The sequence below is a fragment of the Shewanella sp. SM32 genome (assembly GCF_025654235.1).
GTDB lineage: Bacteria > Pseudomonadota > Gammaproteobacteria > Enterobacterales > Shewanellaceae > Shewanella > Shewanella oncorhynchi.
The window spans coordinates 40,621-56,200 of sequence record NZ_JAKKRO010000016.1 but is presented as its reverse complement, the minus strand read 5'-3'; the positions used below and the strand labels follow the sequence as shown (position 1 = coordinate 56,200).

Annotated in this window: 17 protein-coding genes; 7 read left to right on the top strand and 10 right to left on the bottom strand. The window is 45.1% G+C overall.

Features of this window, described 5'->3' with window-relative positions:
* Positions 1-78 precede the first annotated feature (78 nt).
* The 4 genes from L5M10_RS08830 to L5M10_RS08815 are packed head-to-tail and all read right to left on the bottom strand — an operon-like array spanning position 79 to position 2,327.
* Entirely contained in the window at positions 79-414 is a 336-nt protein-coding gene (locus L5M10_RS08830; RefSeq protein WP_263164815.1) for a c-type cytochrome, read from the bottom strand.
* The gene (locus L5M10_RS08825) at positions 411-794 is read right to left on the bottom strand and encodes a cytochrome C (RefSeq protein WP_263148671.1); all 384 of its coding nucleotides are present in this window, start codon (positions 792-794) and stop codon (positions 411-413) included. Before L5M10_RS08825 ends, L5M10_RS08830 begins: the two co-directional genes overlap by 4 nt.
* The gene (locus tag L5M10_RS08820; RefSeq protein ID WP_263196936.1) at positions 794-2,020 is read right to left on the bottom strand and encodes a sulfite oxidase; all 1,227 of its coding nucleotides are present in this window, start codon (positions 2,018-2,020) and stop codon (positions 794-796) included. The genes L5M10_RS08825 and L5M10_RS08820 overlap by 1 nt, the downstream gene beginning before the upstream one ends.
* A 1-nt stretch (position 2,021) precedes the next feature.
* A complete protein-coding gene (locus L5M10_RS08815; protein WP_263196934.1) occupies positions 2,022-2,327 on the bottom strand; it encodes a c-type cytochrome in 306 nt (101 codons plus the stop codon).
* Between the two features lie 236 nt (positions 2,328-2,563).
* On the opposite strand from L5M10_RS08815, the gene L5M10_RS08810 reads away from it, so the two are divergent.
* On the top strand, positions 2,564-3,226 hold the full coding sequence (locus tag L5M10_RS08810) for a glutathione S-transferase family protein (RefSeq protein WP_105250806.1): 663 nt from the start codon (positions 2,564-2,566) through the stop codon (positions 3,224-3,226).
* A gap of 110 nt (positions 3,227-3,336) precedes the next feature.
* Here L5M10_RS08810 and gyrB read toward each other — a convergent pair whose 3' ends face one another.
* Genes gyrB through dnaA form a run of 5 tightly spaced genes read right to left on the bottom strand, consistent with a single transcriptional unit; the run spans position 3,337 to position 9,563 of the window.
* Positions 3,337-5,754 carry a DNA topoisomerase (ATP-hydrolyzing) subunit B gene (gyrB, locus tag L5M10_RS08805; protein WP_105250805.1) on the bottom strand — a complete coding sequence of 806 codons (2,418 nt, stop codon included), beginning with the start codon at positions 5,752-5,754 and terminating at the stop codon, positions 3,337-3,339.
* A gap of 16 nt (positions 5,755-5,770) precedes the next feature.
* Positions 5,771-6,853 carry a DNA replication/repair protein RecF gene (gene recF / locus L5M10_RS08800; protein ID WP_219255772.1) on the bottom strand — a complete coding sequence of 361 codons (1,083 nt, stop codon included), beginning with the start codon at positions 6,851-6,853 and terminating at the stop codon, positions 5,771-5,773.
* Complete coding sequence (locus L5M10_RS08795; RefSeq protein WP_147250508.1) at positions 6,850-7,080, bottom strand: hypothetical protein; 231 nt, start codon at positions 7,078-7,080, stop codon at positions 6,850-6,852. The genes recF and L5M10_RS08795 overlap by 4 nt, the downstream gene beginning before the upstream one ends.
* Positions 7,055-8,155, bottom strand: a complete 1,101-nt coding sequence (gene dnaN / locus L5M10_RS08790; RefSeq protein ID WP_105250803.1) for a DNA polymerase III subunit beta — start codon at positions 8,153-8,155, stop codon at positions 7,055-7,057. Before dnaN ends, L5M10_RS08795 begins: the two co-directional genes overlap by 26 nt.
* Before the next feature lie 19 nt (positions 8,156-8,174).
* A complete protein-coding gene (dnaA, locus tag L5M10_RS08785; RefSeq protein WP_006083826.1) occupies positions 8,175-9,563 on the bottom strand; it encodes a chromosomal replication initiator protein DnaA in 1,389 nt (462 codons plus the stop codon).
* A gap of 445 nt (positions 9,564-10,008) precedes the next feature.
* On the opposite strand from dnaA, the gene rpmH reads away from it, so the two are divergent.
* The 6 genes from rpmH to L5M10_RS08755 all read left to right on the top strand — a co-directional run bounded on the left by rpmH (position 10,009) and on the right by L5M10_RS08755 (position 15,172).
* Positions 10,009-10,146 (top strand): 50S ribosomal protein L34, encoded by a 138-nt coding sequence (gene rpmH / locus L5M10_RS08780; protein ID WP_006083827.1) that lies wholly within the window; start codon positions 10,009-10,011, stop codon positions 10,144-10,146.
* A gap of 15 nt (positions 10,147-10,161) precedes the next feature.
* Entirely contained in the window at positions 10,162-10,518 is a 357-nt protein-coding gene (gene rnpA, locus L5M10_RS08775) for a ribonuclease P protein component (protein WP_105250802.1), read from the top strand.
* Positions 10,485-10,739, top strand: a complete 255-nt coding sequence (gene yidD / locus L5M10_RS08770) for a membrane protein insertion efficiency factor YidD (RefSeq protein ID WP_006083829.1) — start codon at positions 10,485-10,487, stop codon at positions 10,737-10,739. Before rnpA ends, yidD begins: the two co-directional genes overlap by 34 nt.
* A 3-nt stretch (positions 10,740-10,742) precedes the next feature.
* On the top strand, positions 10,743-12,371 hold the full coding sequence (gene yidC / locus L5M10_RS08765; protein WP_105250801.1) for a membrane protein insertase YidC: 1,629 nt from the start codon (positions 10,743-10,745) through the stop codon (positions 12,369-12,371).
* A 106-nt stretch (positions 12,372-12,477) separates the two neighbouring features.
* Positions 12,478-13,839, top strand: a complete 1,362-nt coding sequence (gene mnmE, locus L5M10_RS08760; protein ID WP_263164821.1) for a tRNA uridine-5-carboxymethylaminomethyl(34) synthesis GTPase MnmE — start codon at positions 12,478-12,480, stop codon at positions 13,837-13,839.
* Between the two features lie 163 nt (positions 13,840-14,002).
* Positions 14,003-15,172: a site-specific integrase gene (locus tag L5M10_RS08755; protein WP_052939453.1), complete on the top strand. Its 1,170-nt coding sequence runs from the start codon at positions 14,003-14,005 to the stop codon at positions 15,170-15,172.
* A gap of 84 nt (positions 15,173-15,256) precedes the next feature.
* Here L5M10_RS08755 and L5M10_RS08750 read toward each other — a convergent pair whose 3' ends face one another.
* Positions 15,257-15,406 carry a hypothetical protein gene (locus L5M10_RS08750; protein WP_023205121.1) on the bottom strand — a complete coding sequence of 50 codons (150 nt, stop codon included), beginning with the start codon at positions 15,404-15,406 and terminating at the stop codon, positions 15,257-15,259.
* Positions 15,407-15,580: the final 174 nt, after the last annotated feature.

Sequence of the window (15,580 nt, the reverse complement as noted above, 5' to 3'; positions counted from 1 at the left end):
TCAAATCTACAAAATATCACCCCGTATTCCCTACTAAACCCTATATCGGTTTAATTCAAATAACACACTATGCTCGTGCTAATTCGCACTTAGGTTCGGTGTAACTTGCTGGCTATAAAACAGCGCCACATCTTGTAATTGCTCAGAGCTTAACGCGCTGACTTGTGATTGCATCAAAGGTTCGAGTCGTAAACCGGTTTTAAAATCGACGAGCTGTTTATTAAGATAAGCTAATTTTTGTCCCTTTAAGTTTGGGAATTGCTTGGCCATAGCGATCACCGCATTGCCATGGCATGACTCACACTGTGCTGTAGCCAATGCCTGACCTCGCTCTATATCTGCTTGATAAACCTCTCCATTAACCTCTGTGGATAAGCCACATAGCGCAATCAAACTTATGATAATCGCTTTCATTTTGGTTCCTTAGGGAAAGGGTTAACTAGCACAGGCTGCAGGTTCGGTTCTAAAGGTAGACGTCTGAAGATCGTCATATCCATTTCAGCCTGCCCATAATGAGTGCTTAGATAACTCAAGGTGGGCTCCCAAGTATCCGACAAGTCCCATAAACCCTGAGTGTCTATCATCCACTGCAAAGTCTCTTTCCAAAAGGCTTTATCGCCGTGGTTTTGCACGACTATCATACTGGTATGGCAGGCATTACATTGATAGTTCACTAACTCCCAGCCAGGAGCCATGATCAAACCCGATTTAGGGTCCACTGGATACTCAGCGGCTAGCGAAATACTGGATGCCACTAGCCCAAGCAATATCAGTTTATTGATATGCGACTTCATCACACCACCCTAACGGCAATACGGTGGCAGTCGTTAAACATATATCCCTTAGGATTCCATTGCGGTTGTACGACAGGCTGACTATCACCTTCACTATCGGTCGCTTTGGCCCAGATTTCATAATAACCCTGCGACGGTAATTGCAATTCAATCTTCCATTGCTGCCATGCTGTTATGTTTTTAGGTTTTTCTAATTCAGCGGCAAACCAACGGGTGCCATAATCGTAACTGACTTCCACCTTAACCACTTCCCGCAATCCCGCCCAAGCATGACCTGCGATAGTCATCTTTTGACCCACAGCTAATTCGGTTCCAGATTGGGGTTGAGTGATCAATGACTTCACTATCATTTCTTCAATGATTTTATAGTCTTTATCATCAACAGACTCACCTGGCGCTATCGGATATTTAGGGAGTTGATACGCTGGTGCTTCCATTTTATGTCCATCATGAACTTTATTACGCACACTGATCCCCGTCGCCGCTTTTTGCGAAACGGAGCCCGGCCGTCCACCAAACACAATACGTAAGGGATATCCATGTAGATAAGGAATGTCCTCACCATTCATCGACCATGCAATAAGCCCAAGCTCTTCAAGCGCCGCCTTTATTGGTACGCCGCGTGAAATCGCCTCACCTTTGCCGCTCAAATGCCGATCAACACCGTGATGGCCTGTGTAAACAGCATCAGATTTAATACCGCAATCCTTAAGCACATCACTCACTAAGACACCTGTCCACTCGGAGCAAAATACGCCGGCATTATTCCACTGATTACCCTTAGTACTAGGAAAAAAGCCAGAGCGACTATTACCGCCACATTCAATCAGCAACTGCAATGTGTAATGCTTAAAGCGACGCTTAAGTTCATCAATTGTGTAGGTTTTTGGGGTGATTACAGACTCACCATCCACTTGAAAAGTCCAAGTTTTAGCATCTAACGCCTTAAAGTCAGGCACTATGCCATTCCAACGGATAAACGAGGCATCTGCAGGCGTCACGGCAGGAGCGAGCTTATGCTCCGGCGGAAACGCATTCAGTGGATGAGTGTTTAACACTTTGAAATAACTCGGTAAGTCATCTGCCTTAGTCCAAGTTAATGCTGATATATCCAGAGGAGTGACGGCTGCGGGAAGCTGTTCGGCAAATACCCACTTAACGGGTAAAGCTGATAACACAGACGTCGCTACCGCACCTTTAATAAAAACCCGACGATTAAGATCCATGTTATTTATCCTTTCCGAGGTAAAAGTAATCCGCCATCAGCTGCATATCAGCCTCAGTCAAGAGTTGGGCGACTTTAGTCATAGTGGGATCTTGGCGATTCCCCGCCTTAAAGGCTCGCAGTTGCTTCAATAGGTATTCTGAGTTTTGCCATCCGATATTAGGAATATGCTCAAAACGACTCACACCGGACTCGCCATGACAGGCCTTACACATATTCAATAACTTATTTGCCTCATCGGCGTTTGCCACCGCCGATAGCATAAAATCAGTGCACTTACGGGGTAAATCACTCGCTGCCACATCCATTTATCTCGCCAATTAGCCTTTATCTCGACAGAATCCATCGAGCAAAGTAATTAAGATATGGTTAAATTATCTCAATGCTGTGGGTCGTTTAAATTCAATAAAAGTGACTCGTAAGCTCAAGAGAAATGACGCGTATTAGCGGATGTAGAAAGGGTAAAATATTCATTAGTCATAGGTGAAATGAGTCCATATAGTAGCTTTGCAGAAACACTCGGCATTTCACTCAAGGACAAACAATGGATCTTTATATTGGCAATAAAAACTACTCTAGCTGGTCACTGCGGGCTTGGTTTATGGCCGCAAAATCTGGCGTGCAGTTCAACGAAGTATTACTGCAACTCGATACCGACAGCTTCTATCAGCAACTCAAAGCCATTTCGCCGACTTTAAAAGTACCGACATTAGTCGATGGTGACATTACGGTATGGGATTCACTTTCGATTTGCGAATATCTCAACGACACCTATCTTGCAGGTAGCGCATGGCCGCAAGATCCTAAACAAAAAGCCAAGGCCAGATCGATTGCCAGTGAAATGCATTCAGGCTTTAATGCCGTGCGTAACGCTCTACCAATGAACATACGCGCGAGGCGCTATGTTGAGCTCACTGATGCGGTCCGCAAAGACATTGAGCGCATCGATGCGATTTGGTCAGCACAAATGGCCGAGTTTGCCCCATCACATGCGGAAGGTACTTGGTTATTTGGCCAATGGTCGATTGCCGACATGATGTTTGCCCCTGTGGTTATGCGTTTTCTTACCTACGATATTGAAGTCTCGCAGGCAAGCCGTGCCTATATGCAGCATGTGATCAGCTGTCCGGAAATGCAGGCGTGGATTAATGCGGCTAAAGCAGAGACTGAAATTGTTGCAGCGGATGAAGCGGGTATTGATCGATAAAGAGATAAATCATAGAGATAAAAAAGGGAAAGCCTTGGCTTTCCCTTAATCATTCAAGTACTAACGCGAGTCTTAACACGCATTACACGTCTAATATTATACATCTAGCATTAAACGTCTAAGTTAGCCACGTTCAATGCGTTCGCTTCGATGAACTCACGACGAGGTTCAACTTGATCACCCATCAAACAAGTGAACAACTGATCGGCACCCACAGCATCATCGATCGTGACTTGCAACATACGGCGTGATTCAGGATCCATTGTAGTTTCCCACAATTGCTCAGGGTTCATCTCACCCAATCCTTTATAACGTTGAATGTATAAGCCGCGTTTGGCTTCAGAAATCGTCCAATCTAGCGCTTCGAGGAAGCTGCCGACTTCTTTAACACGATCGCCGCGTTGTACATAGCCGCCTTCTTCAATCATGCCATCTAACGCCGCACCTAACTTACCGATACGTTGATAATCGCTTGATTGGAAGAAGTCATAAGTAAACAGATAGTTAGTATCGATACCGTGCTTACGAATGGTGATCTTAGGCAGATACACTTTACGCTCAGGATCGAGAATCGGCTCAGCAGAATACAGTACACCGCTGTTTTCCATTTCCACCAGCTCATGGATAAAGGCATCGATCCACTCTTTCATCTTGCCTTCATCGGCCAACATATCGTTGGTGATCATTGGGTGGTAAAGCATACGGTTAGTAATGTGCGTTGGATAGCGCTGCTCTAAACGGGCCACAATGGCTTCCACTTCACGATACTGAGTCACTAAACGCTCTAACGGCTCACCTGACATACCAATCGCACCTTGCGTTGGATACACAACAGTGCCATCCAATGCTTGAGTCGTGAGGTATTGAGTCAATGCTGGCTCATCTTTCAAATACTGTTCTTGCTTGCCCTTTTTCACTTTAAATAAAGGCGGTTGAGCAATATACACATAACCACGTTCAATCAATTCAGGCATTTGACGGAAGAAGAAGGTCAACAGCAAAGTACGAATGTGCGAGCCGTCGACGTCAGCATCCGTCATGATGATGATGTTGTGATAACGGGTTTTATCTGGGTTATATTCGTCGCGACCAATACCACAGCCAAGTGCCGTGATCAGTGTGGCCACTTCTTGAGAAGACAACATCTTATCGAAGCGGGCCTTCTCAACGTTTAGAATTTTACCTTTCAGTGGCAAAATCGCTTGGTTCTTACGGTTACGTCCCTGCTTAGCACTACCGCCAGCAGAGTCACCTTCCACTATGTAAATTTCTGAAAGACCAGGATCTTTTTCTTGGCAATCGGCCAGCTTACCTGGCAAACCACCTAAATCGAGTGCGCCTTTACGACGGGTCATTTCACGAGCTTTACGCGCCGCTTCACGGGCACGGGCAGCATCGACAATCTTACCGACGATCAACTTCGCATCAGCTGGGTTTTCCAGCAGATAATCGTTCAGCTTCTCACCCATGGTTTGTTCAACCGCGGTTTTCACTTCACTAGAAACCAGTTTGTCTTTGGTTTGCGAGCTGAACTTTGGATCTGGCACTTTAACAGAGATAACGGCAGTCAAGCCTTCGCGGGCATCGTCGCCAGTCGCGCTGGTTTTGCCTTTCTTGTTATAACCTTCGTTTTCCATGTAGCTGTTGAGGTTACGTGTCAACGCACTACGGAAACCGACTAAGTGAGTACCACCATCACGCTGTGGGATGTTGTTGGTAAAACAGAAAATATTTTCCTGATAACCGTCATTCCACTGCATAGCCACTTCAACGGTAATGCCATCTTCACGTTCTTGCATAAAGTGGAATACATCTTTGTTGACTGGCGTTTTATTACGGTTCAGGTAATCGACGAATGCGCTAATCCCGCCTTCGTATTTGAAAAATTCATTTTTATTGTCGCGTTCATCAACCAGACGAATACCCACGCCTGAGTTAAGGAAAGACAGTTCACGCACACGCTTTGCCAGAATTTCAAAGTGAAACTCAACATCGCTGAAGGTATCTTCACTTGGCCAAAAACGGATTTCAGTACCGGTTTTGGTTGCATCACCAATCTCTTTGATCGGCGCATCAGGCACACCGTGAGTATAAAACTGCTCGTATACTTTGCCAGCACGACGAATGGTCATTTGCAGCTTTTTAGATAAAGCGTTTACAACCGATACACCCACGCCGTGGAGACCGCCAGACACTTTATAGGAGTTATCGTCGAACTTACCGCCGGCATGCAATACCGTCATAATAACTTCTGCCGCCGATACGCCTTCTTCCTCATGGATAGAGACCGGAATACCACGGCCGTCATCCTTAACAGAAACCGAACCATCTACATGGATAGTAATCGTAATATCGCTACAGTGGCCGGCTAAGGCTTCATCGATAGAGTTATCGACTACTTCGAACACCATATGATGTAGACCCGTACCGTCGTCGGTGTCACCAATATACATCCCAGGTCTCTTACGTACTGCATCAAGGCCCTTAAGGACCTTAATACTCGAAGAATCGTAACTATTCTCTGACATATTATTCTCTCAATGGTTATTCAATTACCGTTACACGTCCCTGTTCCACATGAAACATCCTACTGGGAGGCGTGTGTAACGAATCGACTATTGCAGCAGGATCAATGGCGGTCACAAAAACTTGTGCTCCGGTATCCGTTAACTGCTTAAGCAATAGCTGCCTATGCTGTGCATCCAACTCGGACGGAAGATCGTCCACAAGATAAATACTGTTTTTATCTATTTGTTGTTTGAGCAACTTTCCCTGTGCAATACGCAGTGCACAGACTAATAATTTCAATTGACCACGGGACAGGGCATCCTGCGCCGGCAAAGTGCCTACACGAAGTCTAAGGTCAGCTTTATGGGGACCGCTGACGGTATGACCTGTGGCCAAATCTCTGGAATATTGGTTTTCGAGTAGTTCTGCAAAATCCGTTTTACTATCCCAGCCGCGCGTAAATGAAACCTTCACATCTACACTCGGTAAAAACTCCCCGATTATACCCTTAAGTAGCTCATTTAACGAGTCTACATAATGGTTTCGTATTTCGGTGACCTGCTCGGCATAGCGCACAAACTCTTGATCCCAAAATTGAATATGACTGTAAGCCGAACCGTTTCTAAGCAATTGATTTCTTTGCTTAAGAACGCGACGAACATTCGTCCAAGCGCCATAAAACTGTGGGTCAGCATGAAATGCGCCCCAATCGATAAATTGTCGACGGGATTTTGGGCCTTCAAACAGTAAAGAAAAGCTTTCAGGTGTGATCACTTGAATAGGTAAAGCTTCGGCTAAGGTCGACAGACGTTTGACTTTTTCGCCGTCGATTTTCACTTCCGTCTCACCATTGCGAAATCGGCGTAAACCAATTTTACTGTCACCGCGCGCTAAATTTAAAGTCGCAAAGAGCGTTAATTTATCGTCATCGTGATTAATCACTCGTTGGGATAAATGACTGCGAAACGAGCGCCCCATACCGAGGAAATAAATGGCTTCTAAAATACTGGTTTTTCCGCTGCCATTTTGACCATAAATCACGTTAATCCCAGATGCTGGGATTAACTGTGCGGACTGAATGTTGCGAAACGCTTCGATATTGAGACGGGTCAGGCTCATGCATTACTCATTAAGCCGCGTAAACGGCGTAGGCAAGGATTCATAGCACTTAACGAGCAACTCAATCGCTGCCACAGGCTAAGACTATCGGTAAATGAGTGAAGGAATGGCCAATGCTGTGCATTAAACACTGTGCCGCCGTTAAGCGGCATAGACATCAAAGACAGAGGTACAGACACGGGTAACGTAAAAATCGATGGTTTATAAGCGCATCGGCATAACCACATACATGGAATCTTCTTCCAAATGGTTTTCGATTAGGGCGCTGGAGTTACCATCAATGAGTGTGATACGCACATCATCGGACTTAAGGTTGTTGAGCACGTCCAGTAAGTAACTGACGTTAAAACCAATTTCTAGGGCCTGATTGTTGTATTCCACATCGATGATTTCTTCCGCTTCTTCCTGTTCAGGGTTATTAGCGGTGATCTTGAGCAGACCATTTTCGAGTTGAATACGCACACCACGGAATTTTTCATTGGATAAAATAGAAGCCCGCGTCAGCGCTTGCTTCAGGTGATTACGACTCGCAATCACAATTTTATCACCGCCCTTTGGCAATACACGGCGATAATCAGGGAAGCGACCATCGACTAATTTACTGGTAAATACTGTGTTAGCCGTAGTAGCACGAATAGCATTATCACCAATAGCAATGGTGATATCGAGATCGTCAGACTCCAATAAGCGCGCCATTTCAATTACGCCTTTACGGGGCACAATGACTTGTTTTTCCGGTAATTGTGCTTCAATCGTACGATGACTTAAGGCTAAACGATGACCGTCGGTCGCTATCGCACGCAAAACATTACCTTCTGTTTCAAACAATAATCCGTTGAGGTAATAGCGTACATCTTGGTTAGCCATCGAAAACTGCGTCGAGTCGATAATTGACTTCAACACGCCCTGCTTCAAGCTAAATTCAATCTCAGCTTGGAAGGCTTCAACGTTAGGGTATTCTTCTGCGGGCAAAGTCGCTAAGGAAAAACGGCTACGGCCTGAGCGCAGCAACCATTTATTATCTTGTTGTTCGACTTTCAGTTCGCTTTGTTCTGGCAAAGACTTAACAATATCGAGCAGTTTCTTCGCTGGAACCGTAGTACGACCTTCTTCGATATCACCGTGAACCACAGCTTGGCCCACGAGTTCGACTTCTAAATCTGTACCAGTCAGCTTAAGTGAGTGACCACTTACTTCTACAAGGAGGTTAGACAAAATGGGCAAGTTATGGCGTCTTTCTACCGCACCACACACCAATTGCAACGGCTTTAATAGGGCATCCCTATCAATTGAGAATTTCATCGTGTCCAAATTCCTTGTTTTAAGAAGATAAGGTTCTAATCAAATTAGCATAATCTTCTTTAATGTCGTGGCTCTCTTCCCGTAGCTGAGCAATCTTACGACAGGCATGCAACACTGTGGTGTGATCTCTACCACCAAAAGCATCACCAATTTCCGGCAAGCTTTGGTTAGTTAATTCTTTGGATAACGCCATTGCCACTTGCCTTGGGCGCGCGACACTGCGTGAACGACGCTTAGACAACATATCAGCCATCTTGATCTTGTAGTATTCAGCTACGGTTTTCTGAATATTGTCTATAGTGACTAATTTTTCTTGAAGTGCCAAGAGGTCACGTAAGGCTTCACGAACAAAATCAATAGTAATTGGCCGACCCGTGAAGTTAGCGTTGGCGATAACACGGTTTAATGCCCCTTCTAGCTCGCGTACGTTTGAACGTAAACGCTTAGCAATAAAGAAAGCCACTTCATCGGGCAAGTTAATGCCGCTCTCTTGAGCTTTACGCATCAAGATCGCTACGCGGGTCTCTAACTCTGGTGGCTCAATAGCCACAGTTAAACCCCAACCGAAACGCGATTTCAATCTGTCTTCAACACCGTCGATCTCTTTTGGATAACGATCTGAAGTCAAAATAATTTGGTGATTCCCTTCAAGTAACGCATTGAAGGTATGAAAGAATTCTTCTTGGGATCTGTCTTTATTGGCAAAAAATTGAATATCATCAATAAACAAGGCATCGACGCTACGGTAGTAACGTTTAAATTCTTCGATCGCATTGTTTTGCAGCGCTTTAACCATGTCCTGGACAAAACGCTCGGAATGCATGTAAACCACTTTGGCATTAGGATTATTTTTAATGATCCCGTTACCGACAGCGTGCAACAAGTGAGTCTTACCTAGACCTGTTCCGCCATATAAAAATAGTGGGTTATAAGCACCACCCGGATTTTCAGCCACTTGTAACGCCGCAGCCTTACCTAATTGGTTAGACTTACCTTCTACGAAGTTATCAAACTGGTAGCTCGGATTAATGTTACTGCGGTGATTCGCGTTCGCCATAGGCTCGGCTTGGACATTAAACGTCGTGCCTACCGTCGCTTTAGTTTGGGTATTCGCTACACGAGTTGGCGCAATCGGTGCTGGAACACTAGGCTTTTTCGCCGAAGGACGACTACCTATATCGAAACGCAATTTAGGCGCGTCGCTACCCATTTGCTCAGTAAAGAACTGATTAATGATATTGATGTACTTATCTCTGACCCAATCAAGCACGAAGCGGTTGGGCGCATAAAGCACCAGAGTATCTCCATCCATTTCGGCTTGTAACGGTCTGATCCACATACTGAACTGCTGAGCAGAAAGCTCATCTTGCAGTCGTCCGATACATTGTTGCCAAAGTGAAACAGCCACTTAGTTATCCCCAAAAGATCATCAAAAAAGAGGTGTATTCTATAGCGAGATCTCAAGGATCGCTATCCTTAAAAAATATTTATCCCCAGCGAGATCATTCTATGTGGATATCCTCGATCATCAAAGATCCAAAACGATCCTTTTATTCAGCACTAACCGCAAATCCTGCTTTATTAAGCGATCCACATTGATCTATAATGGCGCCCCTTCGATCGGCTCGAAGATCCCCTGCACTACTACATGTAGTGTCCGTACACAGAGTTATCCACATCTTATGGTGTATTCTGGGGGTTGATCTAAGGATACGCTGGCAGAAATAAAGCACTTACTTACTTTCGTTGTTGACGTGACTAAGTATTGTGATTACAATTCGGCCTCTTTTTTGCCCTTACCTCTATCCTAGAGATAAGGATATGTTCACTAATAACAAAGACGGATTGCCATCATGAGTAAACGTACTTTTCAACCTAGCAACCTGAAGCGCAAGCGTTCTCACGGCTTCCGCGCTCGTATGGCTACTGTAGGCGGCCGTAAGGTGCTTGCACGTCGTCGTGCGAAAGGTCGCGCTCGTTTATCTGCTTAATAAGTGGGTAACTAGTTGACTAGCTATACCTTTTCGCGGGAGTTACGTTTGTTAACTCCCGCGCAATTTAAATCTGTATTTTCCAATCCCATCAAAGCATCTTCTGCTGAAATTACCTTGCTCGCTATTCCTAACACGGAACAACATCCGCGTATGGGCCTTACTGTTGCTAAACGCTATGTAAAACGCGCCAATCAACGTAACCGTATTAAGCGCGTGATCAGAGATAGTTTTCGCTTGAATCAACACGACATTCCTCATCTTGATATTGTTGTGCTTGTCAGAAATGGCGTGATGGAAATGGAAAACGCTGAAATCAACAAATTGATAGAAAAGCTATGGCGCAAACTCAGTCGCCGCTACAATGGCTAGCGACCACGTTAATTCGTGGCTATCAAGTATTCATAAGCCCTATACTGGGCCCTCGATGCCGTTTCAATCCCACCTGCTCTCACTACGCTATTGAAGCAATAAAAGTGCATGGAACCGCGAAAGGTTGTTGGTTTGCATTGAAACGCATATTAAAATGTCACCCTTTACATCCCGGCGGTAGTGATCCCGTCCCCCCTAAAAATGATAGGTGTAATAAATAGGCTATGGAATCTCAACGCAATATATTGCTCATAGGACTACTGTTTGTCAGCTTTTTGCTGTGGCAACAGTGGCAAGCAGACAAAGCTCCTAAACCCGTTGCAACCGAATCGTCCTTAGTGGCGAACGCGGCAAGCTCGCACAGTGCCGATGTTCCAGAAGCTGATACAGGTGTTCCTGCTGCAGCAGTTACTGCAAACAGCAAACTGATTACGGTAAAAACAGATCAGTTAGACATTCAGATCAATCCAGTGGGTGGTGACATCGTTTTTGCTGCGTTAGTTTCGCACAAAAAAGAACTAGAGAAAGATCAACCATTCGTATTGCTTGAGCAAACGAATGATTTCACTTATATCGCTCAAAGTGGCCTAATTGGTCGCGATGGTATTGATAGCAGCGCAAAAGGCCGTGCCGCATTTAGCACAACGGCAACTGAATATACCTTAGCCGAAGGCCAAGATACCTTAGAAGTACCGTTAACTTATATCGCTGACAATGGTGTGACTTACACTAAAGTGTTCGTATTCCATCGCGGTAAGTTCAACATAGATGTTGACTATAAAATCAACAACACTTCAGCAGCACCACTGCAAGTTCAGATGTATGGTCAGATTAAACAAACGATCAAGCCATCTGAAAGCAGCATGATGATGCCTACCTATCGTGGTGGTGCGTTCTCAACGAATGATGTGCGCTATGAAAAATACAACTTTGACGACATGGCCAAAAGTAACCTGAACCAAGCCACTTTAGGCGGTTGGGCAGCCATGTTACAACACTATTTCGTTTCAGCTTGGGTGCCACCCGCAACTGACAGCAACACCATTTTTTCTAGTGTCAGTGCTGGCGGTTTAGCTAATATTGGTTTCCGCGGCGCGGTATACGATATTGCACCTGGTGCCAGCCAAGAAATTAGCTCACAGTTCTATGTTGGTCCTAAGGATCAAGCAGCACTGTCAGCGATTTCTGAAACCTTAAATCTAGTGGTTGATTACGGTTTCTTATGGTGGTTAGCGGTTCCTATTCACTGGCTATTGATGTTCTATCAATCATTCGTCGGTAACTGGGGTGTGGCAATTATTCTGATAACATTAACCGTTCGTGGTTTACTGTTCCCGCTGACAAAGGCGCAGTACACCTCAATGGCGAAGATGCGTAATCTGCAACCTAAGCTAACAGATTTGAAAGAACGCTTTGGTGATGACCGTCAAAAGATGGGTCAAGCCATGATGGAACTGTATAAGAAAGAAAAAGTTAACCCTATGGGTGGCTGTTTACCTATTATTTTACAGATGCCAATCTTCATTGCCTTATACTGGGTATTGCTAGAAAGCTTCGAATTACGTCATGCACCATTTATGCTGTGGATCCACGATTTATCGGTACAAGATCCTTACTACATACTGCCGCTGCTGATGGGCGTCTCTATGTTTGTAATGCAGAAGATGCAACCAATTGCGCCGACAATGGATCCAATGCAAGTGAAAATGATGCAATGGATGCCAGTAATCTTTACCGTATTCTTCCTGTGGTTCCCATCAGGTCTAGTACTGTACTGGTTAGTAGGTAACATAGTTGCCATCACGCAGCAGAAGATTATTTATGCAGGTCTTGAGAAAAAAGGCTTAAAATAAGCCCTACCTTTAGCAAAGCATAAAGTGAAAATAATACTAAAGGCGGCTTAATTAGCCGCCTTTTCCTTTACATGATTTGATAGATATTAGTTTGGTGGGTATTTCCGTGACAACTGACACTATCGTGGCTCAAGCCACCGCGCCCGGACGTGGCGGCGTTGGCATCATCCGAATTTCAGGCAACAAGGCCAGTGATGTCGCTATGGCCGTATTGGGTCATCTTCCTAAAACGAGATATGCCGATTATTGCGACTTTAAAAGTGCAACAGGCCAAGTAATCGACCAAGGCATAGCGCTGTTTTTTAAAGGCCCCAATTCCTTTACTGGCGAAGATGTATTAGAGCTTCAAGGCCACGGCGGCCAAATCGTTCTAGACATGCTGATCAAACGTGTAATGGAAGTCGGTGGTATTCGAATAGCCAAACCCGGTGAGTTCAGCGAACAAGCCTTTATGAACGACAAGCTAGACTTAACCCAAGCCGAAGCGATTGCCGATCTTATCGATGCCACCAGTGAGCAAGCGGCTAAAAGCGCGCTGCAATCACTCCAGGGTGAATTTTCTAAGGAAGTCCATGAGCTGGTGGATCAAGTCACTAACCTACGTTTATATGTAGAAGCTGCGATTGATTTCCCCGATGAAGAAGTCGACTTTTTAAGTGATGGCAAAATTGCCAATGCACTCTACAAAATCATCGACAAACTTGACCTAGTGCAAGCCAGTGCTAAACAAGGTTCTATCATCCGCGAAGGCATGAAAGTCGTGATCGCGGGTCGTCCTAACGCCGGAAAATCCAGCTTATTAAACGCCTTAGCCGGTAAAGAATCGGCTATTGTTACCGAAATTGCTGGTACAACACGGGATGTATTACGTGAGCACATCCACTTAGATGGCATGCCGCTGCACATTATAGATACCGCAGGCCTACGTGATACGACAGATACCGTTGAACAAATTGGTATAGAACGCGCGTGGAATGAAATAAACAGTGCCGATCGGGTGTTATTTATGGTGGATGGCACCACCACTGCCGCCGTTAATCCCCATGATATTTGGCCTGACTTTATCGATCGCCTGCCCTCAAATTTAGGTGTAACAGTGATCCGCAATAAAGCCGATCTTACTGGCGAAGACTTAATGATGACAGAGGAACAAGGTTATAGTGTTTACCGGATCTCGGCTAAAACGGGCTTAGGTGTTGAACAGTTAAAGCAGCATTTAAAATCACTCATGGGCTACCAGAGTAACCTCGAAGGTGGCTTTATCGCCCGGCGTCGTCACTTAGAAGCCCTAGAACTCGCCGCAAGCCATCTGCAATTGGGTAAAGAACAATTAGAAGTTTATCTAGCAGGAGAGCTGCTGGCAGAAGAGTTACGCATGTGCCAATTAGCACTATCAGAAATCACTGGCCGCTTCACCTCAGATGATCTCTTAGGCAAAATTTTTAGCTCTTTCTGTATCGGGAAGTAAAATAGTAAAACGTATCAAACCAAATCAAAACAACATTATGATTTTAAAATAATTTTGTTTTACTTGGTGGGAAGTGATTTGAAGGGTTTTGTCGATTCTTGCTCCGCATGTGCTCCGAAGATAAATTCTGGAGCACATGCGGAGCACAAGATGAGAAAAACCTATGAAAATCAATATACAAAAGCGAGAACCAGATAAGAATGGCCTGCGCCCCATCAGGCTTGTGTACTATTACGGCTCAAAGACCTCGGAAGACGGTTCAAGGGCTCAAAAGCGCTCTTACGAGCCGCTGAATCTGTTCCTCTACAACAAGCCAAAAAACGCAGTTGAGCGCGAGCACAATAAAACCACATTGCAAAAAGCTGAGGCCATTCGAGCCAAGCGTCTACTGGAAATGGAATCAGCCAAACACGGCTTAGATGACCGCACAAAACTCAATGCCAGCTTCTTTGACTACTTCGACCAAATTACAGCGAGTAAAGCATCCGGTAGCAAATCCAACTACTCAATTTGGGTTTCTGCGGGCATCCATCTCCACCGTTATCACCGCCACGCAGAACTCACTTTTGAACAGGTAGATAAATACTTCTTGGAAGGGTTCCGCCATTACCTACAGCATGAGGCAATGACAAAATCAGATACCGGCCTCTCCAGGAATACCGCCTGTAGCTACTTCAATAAAATTCGGGCAGCACTCAACCAAGCGCAACGAGACCGAATCATCAGAGATAACCCTGTTGAACAAGTCAAATCCATCAAAGCAGAGAGGACACAGCGCACTTATCTCACTCTGGATGAGGTAAAGGCCCTTACCAAGGCAGAATGCCGTTACGATGTACTACGGAGAGCATTTCTGTTCTCCTGCACTACGGGTCTACGCTGGTCAGACATTCATAAACTGGTGTGGAGTGAAATTGAACTATTTGCTCAAGGGCACTACCGAATAATCTTTTCCCAGATAAAGCTCAAAAACTCAGGCAATGGCCTGCAATATCTCGACTTACCGGATTCAGCAGTACGTTTGCTCAACTTGGAAAACAGGGGAAAACCGACAGAACGGGTTTTTAAGGGCTTACGTTACGACAGCTATAGCAACGTCGCGCTAGTGCAGTGGGCTGTACGTGCCGGGATCACCAAACACGTGACCTTTCATGCAGGCCGCCACACCTTTGCAGTAAACCAACTTGCCCGAGGGCTAGACATCTATTCCCTTTCCAGATTGCTTGGCCACAGCGAACTCAGAACGACAGAAATCTACGCAGATATTCTGGAAACCCGGCGCACAGAGGCCATGCGGACCTTTCCAGATATCTTCGATGAGTCATCAGACTAAGAGCATTATTACGACCAAACGACGACATCTTTATAAACAAAAGGGCACCTCGACAGTGCCCTCCAAATCAACCAAATAAGATCGTTAGTTTTTACAGCCGTTCTTATCACATGTGATTTTCTCGTGGGAATTAACCCAGTGATCGGCATTTTTCTTCGTATCAGTGCCGCCGCCAGTGGTGCCGCCTTTAGCACCGCTGTGTACTACACCGGTTGGGGTATGTTTAACAGACATATTGACCGTCCCTAGCTAATGATGTGTTTTTAAAAGCGCATTCGCACGCACATTAAGACCTAGTCATTAAAGCCTGAGCTGTCAATTCGACGAGTAACCGTTACATGTCACAGTTAAAGAACGTGACATGTAACGTATATAACCATTCCTATTTATTTTCAAAAAGTTAAGCAT

Coding starts and splice junctions, on each gene's coding strand:
- L5M10_RS08830 (WP_263164815.1), bottom strand. CDS start 414: ATGAAAGCGATTATCATAAGTTTGATTGCGCTATGTGGCTTATCCACA.
- L5M10_RS08825 (WP_263148671.1), bottom strand. CDS start 794: ATGAAGTCGCATATCAATAAACTGATATTGCTTGGGCTAGTGGCATCC.
- L5M10_RS08820 (WP_263196936.1), bottom strand. CDS start 2,020: ATGGATCTTAATCGTCGGGTTTTTATTAAAGGTGCGGTAGCGACGTCT.
- L5M10_RS08815 (WP_263196934.1), bottom strand. CDS start 2,327: ATGGATGTGGCAGCGAGTGATTTACCCCGTAAGTGCACTGATTTTATG.
- L5M10_RS08810 (WP_105250806.1), top strand. CDS start 2,564: ATGGATCTTTATATTGGCAATAAAAACTACTCTAGCTGGTCACTGCGG.
- gyrB (WP_105250805.1), bottom strand. CDS start 5,754: ATGTCAGAGAATAGTTACGATTCTTCGAGTATTAAGGTCCTTAAGGGC.
- recF (WP_219255772.1), bottom strand. CDS start 6,853: ATGAGCCTGACCCGTCTCAATATCGAAGCGTTTCGCAACATTCAGTCC.
- L5M10_RS08795 (WP_147250508.1), bottom strand. CDS start 7,080: ATGTGGTTATGCCGATGCGCTTATAAACCATCGATTTTTACGTTACCC.
- dnaN (WP_105250803.1), bottom strand. CDS start 8,155: ATGAAATTCTCAATTGATAGGGATGCCCTATTAAAGCCGTTGCAATTG.
- rpmH (WP_006083827.1), top strand. CDS start 10,009: ATGAGTAAACGTACTTTTCAACCTAGCAACCTGAAGCGCAAGCGTTCT.
- yidD (WP_006083829.1), top strand. CDS start 10,485: ATGGCGCAAACTCAGTCGCCGCTACAATGGCTAGCGACCACGTTAATT.
- yidC (WP_105250801.1), top strand. CDS start 10,743: ATGGAATCTCAACGCAATATATTGCTCATAGGACTACTGTTTGTCAGC.
- L5M10_RS08755 (WP_052939453.1), top strand. CDS start 14,003: ATGAAAATCAATATACAAAAGCGAGAACCAGATAAGAATGGCCTGCGC.
- L5M10_RS08750 (WP_023205121.1), bottom strand. CDS start 15,406: ATGTCTGTTAAACATACCCCAACCGGTGTAGTACACAGCGGTGCTAAA.